Genomic DNA, 14,277 nt, shown 5'->3' on the forward strand with positions numbered 1-14,277 from the left:
GTTGATGTTAAAACTAATAAATATAGGTTGCGGCTCTACATATTCTAATCATCCGGCGTGGACTAACGTTGATTTAGCACCACAATCATCCCATATTCATAATCATGATATCAGGAAAACGTTACCCTACCCTGATGCTTATTTTGATGCTTGCTATAGTTCTCATGTAATAGAACACCTCAAGCAGCATGACGCTGATCAACTTATTGCTGAGTGTTGGCGTGTTCTTAAGCCACAGGGAATAATTAGGGCAGTTGTTCCTGATCTAGAATCAATAGCTAGACATTATATCTCTACTTTAGAACAGGTTGAGTCTGGTGTTACGGAAGCAGAGGCTAACTATGACTGGATAATGTTAGAACTTTATGACCAGACAGTGCGCCACGTTAAAGGTGGTGAAATGGCTAGTTATTTAGCTGATACTCATCTTACTAATAAAGAATTTATCAGATCTCGTATCGGTAGCAATGCTGATATATTTTTGGATAAAAACTCTGAAAAAAAATCCTGGATAGAGCGACTAGCATCTAAGGATAGGTATTGGTTTTACAAAACCTTGAGGAAGTTTAATCTCAGAACTAGTATTGCCAAATATCTAGTGACTCTGATCGCAGGGAATGAAGCACGACAAGCATTTGAAGTCGGGTTGTTTCGGAATTCAGGTGAAATTCATTATTGGATGTATGACCGTTTTTCTTTACGACGACTGCTGGAGCGCTCAGGATTTGTAGAGGTGCGCGTTTGTGGTGCTGATTCAAGCCGTATTCAAGATTTTAATAGCTACGGTCTAGATATGCTTGAGGGCAAAGTGCGTAAACCCGATTCACTGTTCATGGAAGGTATTAAACCATGAAGACTCTAATTGTTAGTAGTTTCGATATATCTGGTGGAGCTGCTCGTGCTGCCTATCGATTACATCAGGGTTTCCACAGCATTAATTTAGATTCCCAAATTTTAGTGCAGGAAAAATTTAGTCATGATCAAACTGTCATTGGACCAACAAAAAAGTTGACACAGGGCCTAGCCAGGAGCAGATGGACTTTTGGCGCTTTACCTCAAAAGCTTTACCCCCAACGGGAAGATAAGACCTTTTCTAGCCAGTGGTTTCCCGATGCAGTTGTTCCCAAAGTTGCCCGACTTAAGCCCGATATTATTAATCTCCATTGGATTTGTGCTGGCTATGTCCAAATTGAAACCATTGGGAAACTAAAGCGACCAATTGTTTGGACTCTTCATGATATGTGGCCATTCACAGGAGGATGTCACTACAATCACGATTGCGATCGCTATACAGTCTCCTGTGGTAATTGTCCTCAACTTAACAGCAGTAAAGACTGGGATTTATCCCGTTGGGTATGGCAGCGCAAAGCCAAAGCTTGGCGAAATCTTGACCTGACAGTTGTCACCCTCAGCTCATGGTTAGCCAAATGTGCCAGTTCCAGTTCCCTTTTCCAGGATCTGCGAATTGAGCTAATTCCCAATGGCATTGATACTCAACAGTACAGACCCATCCATCAGCAGGTAGCGCGAGAATTACTTAACTTACCCCAGGATAAGCAACTTATTCTGTTTGGAGGAGTAAATGCCACTAGTCAAAAACGCAAAGGGTTTCAATTGTTACAACCAGCGCTCCAAGAGCTGAGCCAATCCGGATGGCGAGATCAACTAGAGTTAGTTATTTTTGGTGACTCTCGGCCAGACAATCCACCTGAGTTTGGTTTTAACGCTCACTACTTAGGGACATTCAGCGATGATCTCTCCCTAGCGCTAGTTTATGGAGCAGCAGATGTATTTGTTTGCCCTTCCCTTCAAGATAACTTGCCCAACACAGTGATGGAAGCGATCGCATGTGGAACTCCTTGCGTCGCCTTCAACATTGGCGGGATGCCCGATCTGATTGAGCACCAGAAAAACGGCTATTTAGCCCAACCTTACCAAATTGAAGCTCTAGCTCAAGGAATTGCTTGGGTGCTAGAGAACACAGAACGACATCAGAAACTATCCTACCGCGCCCGCGAAAAAGTAGAAAAAGAATTTACCTTAGAAATTCAAGCAAGACGCTACTTATCCCTTTTTACTGAAATTTTATCCGGAGTATAACTATCATTACTAGAAAATATAGTATCACTGATATAACTAGGGTTATATAACTCTCAATACTAGATAATTCATGATAAATTTAAAAAGGTTATCTACTAATCAGTTAATAACTTTTTTTTTAATCAAATTAGAACCAGTTTTGATTGGAATATGCTTATTTTCCGGCATGTTTCTTGATTTTCCAGGTCCTCTACTTAAGCTTTTAAAAGTTGGTAGCTATCTAATCTTGTTTTTTTTAATTCTTTGGCGATGGAAAAGATTTGCCTATGTTTTTACAAGGGATATACCGTTACTATGCTTAGTAGGGACTGCTGTGTGGTCAGTTGGATGGTCTGCGGTTCCCGGTATTCCAGAATTACTTAGAGCCGTCTTACGTGCAACTGCCCTCGGAGCATACTTAGCAGTTCGCTATAACCCTAAGGAGCAAATGCGTCTGTTGGCATGGGTGCTAGGTATAGTGGCGATTTTAAGCTTATTGGTCACTTTAGCTCATGGCTTAGGGGACGCTCCCGCTCAGGGTATCTTTAGGCATAAAAATCATTTAGCTCGTCTGATGACCCTAAATGCCATAATTTCGTTATTGAGCATCCTCAACCATCGGAAATATCGCTGGGTAGGGTGGGTGGGATTTAGCTTATCTGTTTTGATGCTACTACTTTCTCAGGGAAAATCAGCATTGCTAATCTTTTTAGTTATGATTACCCTGCTGCCCCTTCACAACTTTGTAAAACAGCACTATAAGTTACAAACTGTTCTTTACATGGTCTCAGCCCTCCTGGCTTTTGTGGCATCGATAGTAATTTTATGGAACCTGGAATTCATACTAGTTGATATTCTAGGCAAAGATCTACAATTGAATGGGCGTTTACCGATTTGGACTTTAGTATTTGATAAAATTTTAGAACGACCTTGGCTAGGTTACGGTTTTGAAGGATTCTGGTCTTCCGACGCTGGCTACTCTGTCATCAACTCTACATGGCTTGCCCATGGAGGATATGGTAATGCTCATAGTGGTTATCTTGAGTTAGCTCTGCAACTTGGATTTTTAGGTATTTTCCTTTTTGTGCTTAGTTTATTTATAGCCTTATTTAAGACAATTCAAGTCCTAAGCGTCACCAAAAAAATAGAATTTTTCTGGATGTTTCTCTACCTAGTATTTTTCAGTATTGTTAACCTGAGCCTAGACCCATCAATTCTTGCCGAAGACATCGTGTGGACTCTGTACGTATCAACCGCTCTTTCGGCAGCTGTTTACCAGAGTCGAATTGTCAAGAATCCCCACTTACTAGGTGTTAGGGAACAGGGAGTAGGGAGTAGGGAGCACAGAAGTCAGAACAGGAAAGAGGTAAGAGGGAAAAAATCCTGTGTACCTGATTGCTATGAAAAACCCTGTAAATTATTTCAGTAAAATAAACGGGATAGTAAGCCATGAAAAACTCAGAGGAAAGTACCATTGATGAACAAGAAGACCCTCCCCTAGCAGAACTTCCGAGCATTTCGATAGTTGTTCCTAATTATAATAGCGGAGCAACTATCTGTGCCACCTTACAAAGCTTAATTGAACAGAACTATCCCAAGCTAGAAATCATTGTAGTTGATGGCGGATCCACTGACAACAGTGTCGAAGTAATTAAGCAGTTTGAACCATACATTACCTGGTGGGTTAGTGAAAATGACAGTGGTCAATCCAATGCCATTAATAAAGGTTTTGCGAAGTGTAATGGTGATATCGTTAATTGGCTGTGTAGTGACGACCTCCTAGCACCAGATGCCTTACACACAGTGGGAAAATACTTTGCCGAGTCGCCTGATATTGACGTCTTAGTTGGTCGCAGCAAAATTGAATATAGGACTGACAATTTAGGTCAACCACTCAAAGGAGCTAATTTTTGGATGACTCTGTTTGGGCGAGTATTGCCCTTAGGATTAGGGTCACGACCGATGATATTGGATGCTAAAAACCAGATCTACATTAAAGCTCCTACACTTAAACAAATTGACTTAATTTCTGTTGCTTCTCCCATTCACCAACCTAGCTGCTTTTATCGGCGCAAGCTGCTTGATCGACCTCAACCATTAGATGAAAGCTATGAGTACACCATGGATATTGAGCTATTTAATTATTTCTACTTCCGTGGTGTGCGCTGGCGCGTGATCGAAGAGGTGCTAAGCATTGCTCCAGTAAGTGGTGACAATAAAACCAGCATCGCTGGTGTAAAAGCCACCTATGAATTAGAGCAAATCTACAAAACTTACACCAAAGAATTAATCCCTCTAACCTATTGGCATAGACGACTACGTTATCCCTTGGAGCGTTTTATAAAACGTCATCGTGGCCGTCTTTGGTTATACATAGTCGGACCAGTATGGGTTGCCCTCACACTACTATTAAGCCCATTTTATGGTGTTGAAAAAGTTTGGGCACTCAGGTGGACAAAGTGGATTTGATTACTTTTAGGGAGCAGGGAATAGGGAACAGGGAACAGGGAACAGGGAGCAGGGAACAGGGAGCAGGGAGTTGCGTAGGTAGGGTGCGTTAGGGGCGGGCTTGCCCTGATTGTTCGCCTCGTAGCCAGCGTTGAGATAGTCCGCCCCGTAACGCACCACTGATTGTTCACCTCGTAGCCAGCGTTGAGATAGTCCGCCCCGTAACGCACCACCAGGTCTGAATGTCTTAAAATTATGGAAAATTATGGTTCACTATCCGTCTTCACACACAAGTAAAGACACAAGTAAAGACACAAGTAAAGATACAAGTAAAGAAAAAAATTTAGACCTTAAAACACAAAATAATTTTCCTGTGGTGGGATATCAGGTACTAATGTTAGGTGACAACCTTGAGATCAAGGCTGGTATCTCATCAGTGCAGAAGCTTATTCTTCGTAATGCACCATCTCACCTTCAAATTGAGCACATTCCTACTACCTGTACTGATGGCAAAAACGGATCAATTACTAGTAAGCTCTTAGTTTTTGGGAAAGCTCTGGGGAAGTTGCTGTGGAGGTTATCCACAAAAAAGACTGATCTGATTCACGTGCATTTTTCTCAAAGGGGTAGCACGATCCGGAAAATGATTTTGATGCTCCTTGCACTAGCATTTCATGTCCCTGTGGTTTTGCACGCCCATGGTAGCGAGTATAAGTTGTTTTACACTGGGCTACCTGAATGGGCGAAAGGAATAATTAGCTTGGTGTTTCGACAATCTGCCTACTTGATTGTTCTATCACAAAGCTGGAAAAACTTTTACCAGTCCAGTTTCCGACTAAAAGCAGAACAGGTTGTAATTCTTCCTAACCCAGTAGAGTTGCCCTCAAAAATTCCAGAGCGCACAAGCTGCAAACAGATAAAGTTAGTTTTTGTGGGAGAAATCGGTAAACGCAAAGGAGTATTTGATCTTATCCGGGCCTTTGCCTCTCTATCTCCTGAACAAAAAACTTGCTCAGAATTACTATTAGCAGGGGATGGAGAAGTACAGCAAGCCTGTCAATTAGTTGAAAGCCTAGATTTAGGAGACCATATCAAAGTCCTTGGCGGGATAGACTCAGCTCAACGGGATGCTCTTTTAGCAAAAGCGAACATATTTATCTTGCCGTCTTATAACGAAGGTCTGCCCATGGCATTGCTTGAAGCCATGGGTTGGGGCTTACCTGTGATCACCACACCAGTAGGGGGGATACCAGAGTTGGTAATACATGGTGACAATGGTTTGCTAGTTAAGCCTGGACAGATACCAGACCTATCTATGGCTATGCAGACTCTAATTAATGATCAAGGGTTACGGCTCTCCTTAGGATCTAGCGCAAGAGCAAGCGTTGCCCATCTCAATGTCAAAAACTACCTCAGTTCTCTGCTTAATATTTATGGCTCAGTGCTTACAGGCGTTTTCAGATGAATTGACCTCACTACCTTTAGCTGCAAGCCCCCTAAATCCCCCAATTTTGGGGGACTTTAACTCAATTTCCCCCCAAATTTGGGGGGCTAGGGGGGCGAAACTTGCTGTAAATCTCAAGCAACAGCTCCATGAACACACTATTGAGTTTCTCAAGATCTCTGTTATACAAATATCTGCTGATGTCTGGGATACAGGAGGTTGACTAATGAAAGTATTACTTTCAGCCTATCAGTGCCAACCTCATACCGGTTCAGAAAACGGAATCGGCTGGGCTTGGGCAACACAACTGGCTCTAATGGGACATGAAGTCTGGGTGATTACCTGGAGTCATAATCGGATTCCGGTAGAGCAGGAACTTCAGGTAAATCCAATATCTAACATACATTTTTTCTTTTGCGACCATCCTACCTGGTTATCTCGGTTGTTCAAAATTCTGATTACCAGACACCTAATATTGCTCTCAGTTCCCTTGTGGCAATTGATGAGTGTCTGGTGGCAATGGGATGCTTATCGAATCGCCAAATCATTAACCCAGGAGGTGGTATTTGATCGGGTTCATCACGTAACTAATACAACAATTCGACGCCCCAGTTTCATGGGTCTTTTAGGAATCCCTTTCATTTTCGGACCGGTAGCTGGTGGAGTAAAAGCACCTTGGTGTCTCAGGAAAAGCTACCCAGTCAGGGGCTGGTTATTTGATTTTATCCGCGATATTTCTAATACTATTGTTCAATTTGACCCGCTGATGAACTTAACGTTTATCACAGCATCAAAAATCTATTGTCGCTCGCAGCCTACCCAGGCACTTATCCCAAAATTTTACAGGTATAAGTCTGACGTTGTTTTTGATATTCCTATATATGATATCATAAAAATACCTAAAATTAGTGAAGAAGACTGCATCAATAAAGATACTTTTAAGGTTCTTTTTGTAGGGCGTTTTTTATATTGGAAAGGGATACATCTGGCCCTGAAAGCCTTTTCTCTGTTGCACCAAAAGATTCCCAATACCCATTTTACAGTCATTGGTCGTGGTAGTGAGCAAACTTGGCTGCAGAAACTGAGTGAGAAATTGGATATCAAGGATGCTGTAGACTGGATACCTTGGATGGAGCAGAAAGAATTAAGTTCACCTTATCTACAACATGATGTTTTTCTATTCCCCAGTCTCCATGATTCCGGCGGGCTAGTAATTCTAGAAGCTTTGTCCCATGGCTTACCAGTAGTCTGTCTAGATTTAGGAGGACCAGGGGTGATGGTAGATGAAACCTGTGGACGGGTGATAAAAACCGATGGTTTGACGGAAGAAGGGGTGATACAGAAGCTTAGTGATGCCTTAGTAGAACTGGCAGAAAACTCAGAATTGCGACAGCAGTTGAGTGCAAGGGCCTTGGCGCAACCAACTAAATTTGAATTTAAGAATGTTGTGGAAAAAATATATATAAATTAATTGGTTGAGGTAAAAATTTATGGGTTTTAGGGAGTAGGGAGTAGGGAGTAGGGAGTAGGCATGCTAGCAATAGGCATGCTAGCAATAGGTAAAAAAAGCTCTTTAAATCATTACTATTACCAGGGATATAAAAACTTTTAATATTTTAATAACTTAAAACTAAAACTATAGTTTAAAATACGGCGGTTTGCATAACTATCAGGTATACAGTATTTTTTACTCTTCCCTCTCCCCTCTTTGATGCTCCCTGCTCCCTGCTCCCTGCTCCCTGCTCCCTGCTCCCTGCTCCCTGCTCCCTATAACCTAATAATTTGTATCTGATCAATTGCAAACCGCTGTACTTATGCATCTATCCTTAAGGTCACATTTAGTGATAAATTTTACGAATTTTATTAAGGATATCAATTTTAATGGCTTCATTTTCAAAAGTATTAATAATTGTCGAAAATTTACCTGTACCCTTTGACCGACGGGTATGGATGGAAGCTACTAGCTTACAGAAAGCTGGCTATCAAGTTACTACAATTTGTCCCAAAGGGAATGGGTTTGATAAAGATTATGAAGTCATGGAAGGGATTCATATTTATCGCCATCCCCTACCACCGGAAGAAAGCTCAGTTACTGGCTATCTTAGAGAATACAGCTGGGCTGTGAATTGGCAATTTCGCTTAGCTCGTCAAGTATGGCGAGAGCAAGGTTTTGACATCATTCACATTTGTAATCCGCCAGATTTAATGGTTCTAGTGGCGGGATGGTTTAAATTGTTCCGGGGCGTAAAAGTAATCTTCGATCACCACGATCTGGCTCCGGAGATGTACATCGCCAAGTATGGACGAAAAGATATTTTTTATCATGGTTTACGCTGGGCTGAGCGCTTGACTTATGCTACGGCAGACATGGTGATTTCAACTAATGAATCCCATCGCAAGGTCGCTCTTACCCGAGGGGGTAAGAAACCAGAGCAAGTAGTTGTAGTGCGCAGTGCTCCTGATCTGGAACGGTTTCGGATCATGCCCTCAAACCCAAGTTACCGCAGAGGTCGTGACTATCTGGTCGGTTATATGGGGGTTATGGGGGAACCGGAGGGCATTGACTATCTTCTGAGGGCAATACGTTACATTGTGCAGGAAAAGAAGCGCCAAGATATTCACTTCATGCTAATTGGCAGTGGCCCTGCTGCTGAAAGCCTCAAGGCTTTATCTAAACAGCTTGACCTGACTGATTTTGTAGAATTCACAGGATTTCAGACCGGGGAAGCACTTTTAGAGCGGCTTTCCAGTTGCGATGTATGTGTCGAACCCTCTCCCACATCGGCTTATAACGAAAACTGCACTATGAATAAAATCTTGGAGTACATGGCTCTAGGTAAACCCATTGTTCAGTTTGACCTCCGAGAGGGAAGACACTCTGCAGGCAATGCATCTGTTTATGCTACCCCTAATGACGAGCTGGAGTTTGCTGAGAAAATTCTGGAACTTCTCAATTCTCCTGAAGTCATAGAAACAATGAGTGCAGAAGGTAGGCGCAGGATGGAAGAAATGCTGGAGTGGCGTCATCAAGCGCCTAAACTTTTGGATGCTTATAGGAAAGTTTCGTGAGTTTTTTTAAGAGCAAAGGGAACAGGGAGTAGGGAAGAGGCAAGAGGCAAGAGGCAAGAGGCAAGAGGCAAGAGGTAAAAAATCCTGTGTACCTGAAGTGCGACCCGTTGCGAATTTAATTCTTAATGATTCAAGGGCACCTTATAGTTATGAAAAGCGCTGTATAACCTAGAAAATAGATGGTCTTATAGTATCGATTGTATAAAACTATTTTTATGATATTGAATGACAATTATTTAGTAAAAAAACTAAAACGTTTACCGGGAAAACTTAAGAGAGAGTCTTTGCGAATACCAAGGCTAGATCACCTGTATTATGGTGACTATATAAAAAGACTAGAAAATCATGCTAACTCCCTACCTGCCCTAGCTCCAGTAGATTTACCGTTGTTGAATTCTCTCTTGAAACAAGGAACGGTTGTTACTTCTCTAGAAGAGTTAGAAATTTCCTATAAGGAACTGATAGATAGTGCTGAGGAGATCTTACCAAAATTACGGGGATTACCTATACCGAAACTTGAGTCTTGTATAACCTATCGCGAAGAGCTAATTAGTTACCCACAACTTTTTAAGTGGGGACTTAAGGAACGATTGCTTGATATTGTTGAAAATTACCTTGGTGTTCCAGCATTATTAGCTGCTGTAACCCTTCAAAGGACTATTGCGGATGGAAAACCAGTACATGTCAGGCAATGGCACGTAGATCCAGAAGACTATCGCATGGTTAAAATTATTATCTACTTGAATGATGTGGGGTTAGATGGTGGCCCTTTTGAATATATTCCCAGACATTTAACCTCATCATTAGCTGAAGCCCTGAACTACAATTATTACAGTTCTGGTTTTGTCTCGGATCAAGAGATGACAAGGGTTGCCCCTAAAGCTACCTGGATCCCTTGCCCAGGACCCTATGGCACAGTAATTTTTACTGACACACGCAGCATTTTCCATCGTCTGAAACCACCTACTGGATCACAGCGATACTCAATTACTTTTTCCTACACCTCTAGACGACCGATCACAACCTTTGAGAGAAATTTCTCTAAACACCAGTTGCAAGCTATTGCCAGCGGGTTAAGCCAACGACAACAAGATTGTCTCTTTTTCGATTAAAGCTGTGATCATTACAGTGGAGTTGCACCATGGTTAACCCAGTGGAACAGGCATCTTGCCTGTTTCAATTCCGAGGCATCTTGCCTGTTTCAATTCCGAGGCATCTTGCCTGTTTCAATTCCGAGGCATCTTGCCTGTTTCAATTCCGAGGCATCTTGCCTGTTTCAATTCCGAGGCATCTTGCCTGTTTCAATTCCGAGGCATCTTGCCTGTTTCAATTCCCAGGCGGGCTGTCCCAACAAGGGGCGAAGAGGCGGAAAATGAGGGCTCTCCCTTGGGTGGTGCGTTACGGGGCGGAGTATACCAACGCTGGCTACAAAGCGAAACATCAGAAGCTTTCCGCCCCTAACGCACCCTACCCAACTGTGATCCGGTCATGGCTTGATCATCTCGTAAATTGCCAAAAATCAATCCTACCCTGAGCGATCGCATACCTTTGATGTTAGGATTTGACTCGTAACCGTAAATTATACGGATATGAACAAAGATACAGGGAATTGTATCTTTGTGAGGAGTGTTCGAAAAAAAGGAATAAGAGGCTTGTGGTAGATTCTAAACGATTGTCTGGGCAGTTGTTCAACTTAACGGGAACTAAACTCCTATATATTCTATCAATCGGCTTAACTCTGGGTGCATTAATTTTGGATGGGACAGCAGCTCGGTCCCTGATCGCAGGTAACTCCATCACTATACCCCTGTTGATCTGTGCTCTGATCACTACTGGGATTGGATATCGAGCAGTCCCCTTTCTACAAGCACTCAAAATGGGTCAGATTATCCGTCAAGAGGGTCCCCAATCCCATTTACACAAAGCGGGTACCCCCACCATGGGTGGCATATTTTTTGTGCCGGTAGGGGTGGTGATTGCCCTGGTGTGGTCAGGATTATTCCTCCAACAGCAGGATTTTATCCGGGTCCTAGCGGTATCCCTAGCTACCCTTGGCTATATGTTCATTGGCTGGGTGGACGATTGGCAAGTAGTCCAACGCCGCTCCAATAAAGGGATGTCCCCGAGAATGAAACTGGCCTTACAAATTGTAGTCAGTTTACTGTTTTGTCTATGGTTATCACAAACCCAGCCAGCCAGTATCACTAACATCACCCTACCCTTGGGGATCGTCTTACCCTTGGGATTCTTGTTTTGGCCGGTGGGTATGTTTGTGCTATTAGCAGAAAGTAATGCTACTAATCTTACCGATGGAGTGGATGGACTAGCAGCAGGAACCTGTGCGATCGCATTTTTAGGACTAGCTGCCCTGATTGCTCCGACCTCCCCTGGTTTAATGGTCTTCTGTGCTTGTATGAGTGGCAGTTGCCTGGGTTTTATTGCCCACAACCGCAATCCCGCCAAAGTCTTCATGGGGGATACCGGTTCTCTAGCCCTAGGAGGAGCACTAGCAGCGGTAGGACTTTTGACTGGGAACCTCTGGGGTTTATTTATAATTAGTGGTATTTTCTTCCTAGAAGCCGTATCAGTGATAGCTCAAGTTAGTTACTATAAAGCCACCAAAGATGCCAATGGGGTGGGTAAACGTTTATTAAAAATGTCACCGTTCCACAATCATCTGGAACTTTCTGGCTGGTCAGAGACCCAGATAGTGGCGGTATTTTATGTAGTTAATGGGCTTCTGGTCTTGTTGTGTTTGAGGTAAATTCTCATTGGTTTTTTCTCCTTTGCCCAAGGTCTATAGTTGATCAAGGCAAGAGGCATGCATGCAAGAGTAACCCACCCCTACCCCCTCACAGGGGTAGGTTTTTTTACATTAGGGTCGGGAGTCGGGAGTCGGGAGTCGGGAGTCGGGAGTCGGGAGTCGGGAGTCGGGAGTCGGGAGTCGGGAGTCGGGAGTCGGGAGTCGGGAGTCGTGAGTCGTGAGTCGTGAGAAGCGGGAAATGGGGAGATCTCACAGGGGTAGGTTTTTTACATTTGGGTCCTGCCTCACCCCCAACCCCCGACTGGTCGGGGGCGGATCACAGGGAGAGGAAAAGGAAAACAACGAAGAAGCGATGCAGCTTCTATTTTCCCCACCCCCCACACCCCACACCCCATACCCTGTCTAGTTTTTAGCCTTGTTGTCACCCCCTCAGGAGTGGGGGGAGAGGGAAGAAGTAGTTTGCGATTAAGTTGGTATATATAGCAATTCTCATAGTCATGAGGACAAAGCTTATCCTTTTAAGGCAAGAGGCAATAGGCATGCTAGCAATAGGCATGCTAGCAATAGTCAAGAGGGTTGTAAGCGATGCAGAGGTGCGACCCGTGGGCAATTTAATTACGGGTCAAACGCACCATTACGGTCTTGGGGAGGCAGCGCCGCCAAAGGGGGTCTCCCCCATGAGCAACTGCCGTAGTTTCCCCCATGAGCGACTGCATCAAGACAGGGAATCATCCTGAAATAAGACTGTACCTCATAAGTGCGAGAAACGCTATAGCGGTTTATAACCTAATGAGGTACACAAGATTTTTGACCTGTTCCCTGTTCCCACTTCCGACTTCCCTGTTCCCTGTTCCCTGTTCCCTGTTCCCTAAAAACCGAAGAATTGGTACCTCACCTAATTTAAAACCGCTATAGCATTTACAAATAGGTCATGAACAATCTTGCTGATTTATCATAACATCAAAAACTCTTCGGAGCTCTTTCCTGCTGTTCCCTGTTCCCTGTTCCCTTTTCCCTTTTCCTATTAATGCTATGTTTACATCTCAAATAAAAACGCTATACTTAAACACATTGTCTTGATGCAAAGCGCGAGTGGGGAGGGGCTACATCAAGACAATACTTTTACAAGAGGTCTACTGATCAATCTTTCATCCTTAATAATACTTCTTGATTCTTAATAAAATTTATTGATTTTCAATAATAATTAATTCATCCTTCATCCTTCTTAATAAGTAGGTGAGGTGGGCATAAATAAACCTTAAAACTCAGATTCGGACAATGAAGCGGGAAGCCTGTATTCAAGGGGTTTTAAGCATTTTGAATGTCAATCGCCATTTTACGGATTAATTAAACCCACTTACTTAATTCACCTTTATGCATTCATACTTTCTACTTAATTCAGCCTTTAGAATTCATAATTCTTAAAGAATTTAGCCGCCCTAGGACTTGATTTTCTCCAGTCAAGAAATTATTATTCTCTTCAGAGAACGAAAAAAATAAATGGGTGGCAACTTTAACTGTGCCCCCATCGGTAAGATAGCTGTTTTTGGGTTATTCAGGGTGCCCTTACTTCCATAGTTTGTGGTTGCCAGGTTAAACACGGTGCTTAAAACTCGCTAGGGTCTTGGGTTATCCCAAAACTCGATTGTAGGTATGGGTAACTCCAACTAGGAGCCTATAGAGTTAATAACTAAAAAAGACAGGGTTCTAGTGGGTTGAGTGTGCAAATTCTCGTTCCAAACTAAACCTATTCGTCAGGAGATTTGCCTCTATGGCACTTATAACAATTAATGATATTCAGGAATCAGAGAGCTTTTTGACTGAGCTCAACCATACAGATGTGGCGATGGACCAAATCAACGGTGGTGGTTTCTTTTTTCCGTTCTTTCGTCCTTTCTTTGGTCCGTTCTTTGGTCCGTTCTTTCGTCCTCCGTTCTTTGGTGGTCGCCGAGGTGGTCGCCGAGGTGGTCGCCGAGGTGGTCGCCGAGGTGGTCGCCGAGGTCGTCGCTGAATTGAAGTATTAATTGATATCCTCTGGTTTTGGTAATACCACCATTATCTCCCAACTTTGCGGTGCGACCCGTGGCGAATTTAATTACGGGTCAAGCGCACCGGGGGGGACTTTAACTTACTTTTCTCCCCTAGGATTGGGGGTCGCGGGGCGGAATCATAGCCAGAATCAGCAACGCCTTACTACGGAATATCGCTGCAATACCATTAGGACTCGCGTAAAAATAACCTGAACATTTTTTGTTCTGGAAGCTATATCTCACAAGTTATTTCAGATAAAATTTGTACAACTTATTTTTACATGGCTCCTTAGTGTTTCTTAAAAAGACTAGCACTATCTAGATAGAGAGCTCAAAGGTGTTGGGATACTCTTAAACCGTCATAAATCTGGATAAAACCGGACAAGACGGTCAAGGTGCAATTTATTGTGGTCTAAGTGAGGAATGGTAATCGGCAATTGGAG

Annotated in this window: 14 protein-coding genes; 12 read left to right on the forward strand and 2 right to left on the reverse strand. The window is 43.1% G+C overall.

The genetic code is table 11. From position 1 onward, the window contains the following. Nucleotides 1-4 precede the first annotated feature (4 nt). From BJP34_RS34995 to BJP34_RS35010, 4 genes are all read left to right on the forward strand, one after another. Nucleotides 5-853 (forward strand): class I SAM-dependent methyltransferase, encoded by an 849-nt coding sequence (locus BJP34_RS34995; protein WP_070396311.1) that lies wholly within the window; start codon nt 5-7, stop codon nt 851-853. Then, the gene (locus BJP34_RS35000) at nt 850-2,100 is read left to right on the forward strand and encodes a glycosyltransferase family 4 protein (protein ID WP_070396312.1); all 1,251 of its coding nucleotides are present in this window, start codon (nt 850-852) and stop codon (nt 2,098-2,100) included. The genes BJP34_RS34995 and BJP34_RS35000 overlap by 4 nt, the downstream gene beginning before the upstream one ends. Before the next feature lie 313 nt (nt 2,101-2,413). Then, complete coding sequence (locus BJP34_RS35005) at nt 2,414-3,508, forward strand: O-antigen ligase family protein (protein ID WP_158517652.1); 1,095 nt, start codon at nt 2,414-2,416, stop codon at nt 3,506-3,508. 20 nt (nt 3,509-3,528) lie between these two features. After that, nucleotides 3,529-4,548, forward strand: coding sequence for a glycosyltransferase family 2 protein (locus BJP34_RS35010; RefSeq protein WP_070396314.1), 1,020 nt, complete (start codon nt 3,529-3,531; stop codon nt 4,546-4,548). Nucleotides 4,549-4,554: 6 nt separating this feature from the next. Here BJP34_RS35010 and BJP34_RS45280 read toward each other — a convergent pair whose 3' ends face one another. Then, nucleotides 4,555-4,707 (reverse strand): hypothetical protein, encoded by a 153-nt coding sequence (locus BJP34_RS45280; RefSeq protein ID WP_158517653.1) that lies wholly within the window; start codon nt 4,705-4,707, stop codon nt 4,555-4,557. An 85-nt stretch (nt 4,708-4,792) separates the two neighbouring features. Between BJP34_RS45280 and BJP34_RS35015 the strand changes: the two genes are divergently transcribed. The 6 genes from BJP34_RS35015 to mraY all read left to right on the forward strand — a co-directional run bounded on the left by BJP34_RS35015 (nt 4,793) and on the right by mraY (nt 11,804). Next, a complete protein-coding gene (locus tag BJP34_RS35015; RefSeq protein WP_083305508.1) occupies nt 4,793-5,992 on the forward strand; it encodes a glycosyltransferase family 4 protein in 1,200 nt (399 codons plus the stop codon). A 205-nt stretch (nt 5,993-6,197) separates the two neighbouring features. After that, nucleotides 6,198-7,442, forward strand: coding sequence for a glycosyltransferase family 4 protein (locus tag BJP34_RS35025; RefSeq protein WP_070396316.1), 1,245 nt, complete (start codon nt 6,198-6,200; stop codon nt 7,440-7,442). A 410-nt stretch (nt 7,443-7,852) separates the two neighbouring features. After that, on the forward strand, nt 7,853-9,040 hold the full coding sequence (locus BJP34_RS35030) for a glycosyltransferase family 4 protein (RefSeq protein WP_070396317.1): 1,188 nt from the start codon (nt 7,853-7,855) through the stop codon (nt 9,038-9,040). A gap of 215 nt (nt 9,041-9,255) precedes the next feature. Then, nucleotides 9,256-10,152, forward strand: coding sequence for a hypothetical protein (locus tag BJP34_RS35035; RefSeq protein ID WP_070396318.1), 897 nt, complete (start codon nt 9,256-9,258; stop codon nt 10,150-10,152). 55 nt (nt 10,153-10,207) lie between these two features. Beyond that, on the forward strand, nt 10,208-10,501 hold the full coding sequence (locus tag BJP34_RS41825; RefSeq protein WP_149031349.1) for a hypothetical protein: 294 nt from the start codon (nt 10,208-10,210) through the stop codon (nt 10,499-10,501). Nucleotides 10,502-10,694: 193 nt separating this feature from the next. Then, complete coding sequence (gene mraY / locus BJP34_RS35040) at nt 10,695-11,804, forward strand: phospho-N-acetylmuramoyl-pentapeptide-transferase (RefSeq protein ID WP_070396319.1); 1,110 nt, start codon at nt 10,695-10,697, stop codon at nt 11,802-11,804. 106 nt (nt 11,805-11,910) lie between these two features. On the opposite strand, the gene BJP34_RS45895 is transcribed toward mraY, so the two are convergent. Then, nucleotides 11,911-12,057 carry a hypothetical protein gene (locus tag BJP34_RS45895; RefSeq protein ID WP_168166541.1) on the reverse strand — a complete coding sequence of 49 codons (147 nt, stop codon included), beginning with the start codon at nt 12,055-12,057 and terminating at the stop codon, nt 11,911-11,913. Nucleotides 12,058-12,593: 536 nt separating this feature from the next. Between BJP34_RS45895 and BJP34_RS49860 the strand changes: the two genes are divergently transcribed. Then, entirely contained in the window at nt 12,594-12,719 is a 126-nt protein-coding gene (locus BJP34_RS49860) for a hypothetical protein (protein ID WP_267876446.1), read from the forward strand. 856 nt (nt 12,720-13,575) lie between these two features. Further along, on the forward strand, nt 13,576-13,815 hold the full coding sequence (locus BJP34_RS46205) for a hypothetical protein (RefSeq protein WP_070396321.1): 240 nt from the start codon (nt 13,576-13,578) through the stop codon (nt 13,813-13,815). Nucleotides 13,816-14,277 lie beyond the last annotated feature (462 nt).

The organism is Moorena producens PAL-8-15-08-1 (genome assembly GCF_001767235.1).
Lineage (GTDB): Bacteria > Cyanobacteriota > Cyanobacteriia > Cyanobacteriales > Coleofasciculaceae > Moorena > Moorena producens_A.

Coding starts and splice junctions, on each gene's coding strand:
- BJP34_RS35030 (WP_070396317.1), top strand. CDS start 7,853: ATGGCTTCATTTTCAAAAGTATTAATAATTGTCGAAAATTTACCTGTA.
- BJP34_RS46205 (WP_070396321.1), top strand. CDS start 13,576: ATGGCACTTATAACAATTAATGATATTCAGGAATCAGAGAGCTTTTTG.
- BJP34_RS34995 (WP_070396311.1), top strand. CDS start 5: ATGTTAAAACTAATAAATATAGGTTGCGGCTCTACATATTCTAATCAT.
- BJP34_RS35010 (WP_070396314.1), top strand. CDS start 3,529: ATGAAAAACTCAGAGGAAAGTACCATTGATGAACAAGAAGACCCTCCC.
- BJP34_RS35000 (WP_070396312.1), top strand. CDS start 850: ATGAAGACTCTAATTGTTAGTAGTTTCGATATATCTGGTGGAGCTGCT.
- BJP34_RS49860 (WP_267876446.1), top strand. CDS start 12,594: ATGAGGTACACAAGATTTTTGACCTGTTCCCTGTTCCCACTTCCGACT.
- BJP34_RS35025 (WP_070396316.1), top strand. CDS start 6,198: ATGAAAGTATTACTTTCAGCCTATCAGTGCCAACCTCATACCGGTTCA.
- BJP34_RS35015 (WP_083305508.1), top strand. CDS start 4,793: ATGGTTCACTATCCGTCTTCACACACAAGTAAAGACACAAGTAAAGAC.
- BJP34_RS35035 (WP_070396318.1), top strand. CDS start 9,256: ATGATATTGAATGACAATTATTTAGTAAAAAAACTAAAACGTTTACCG.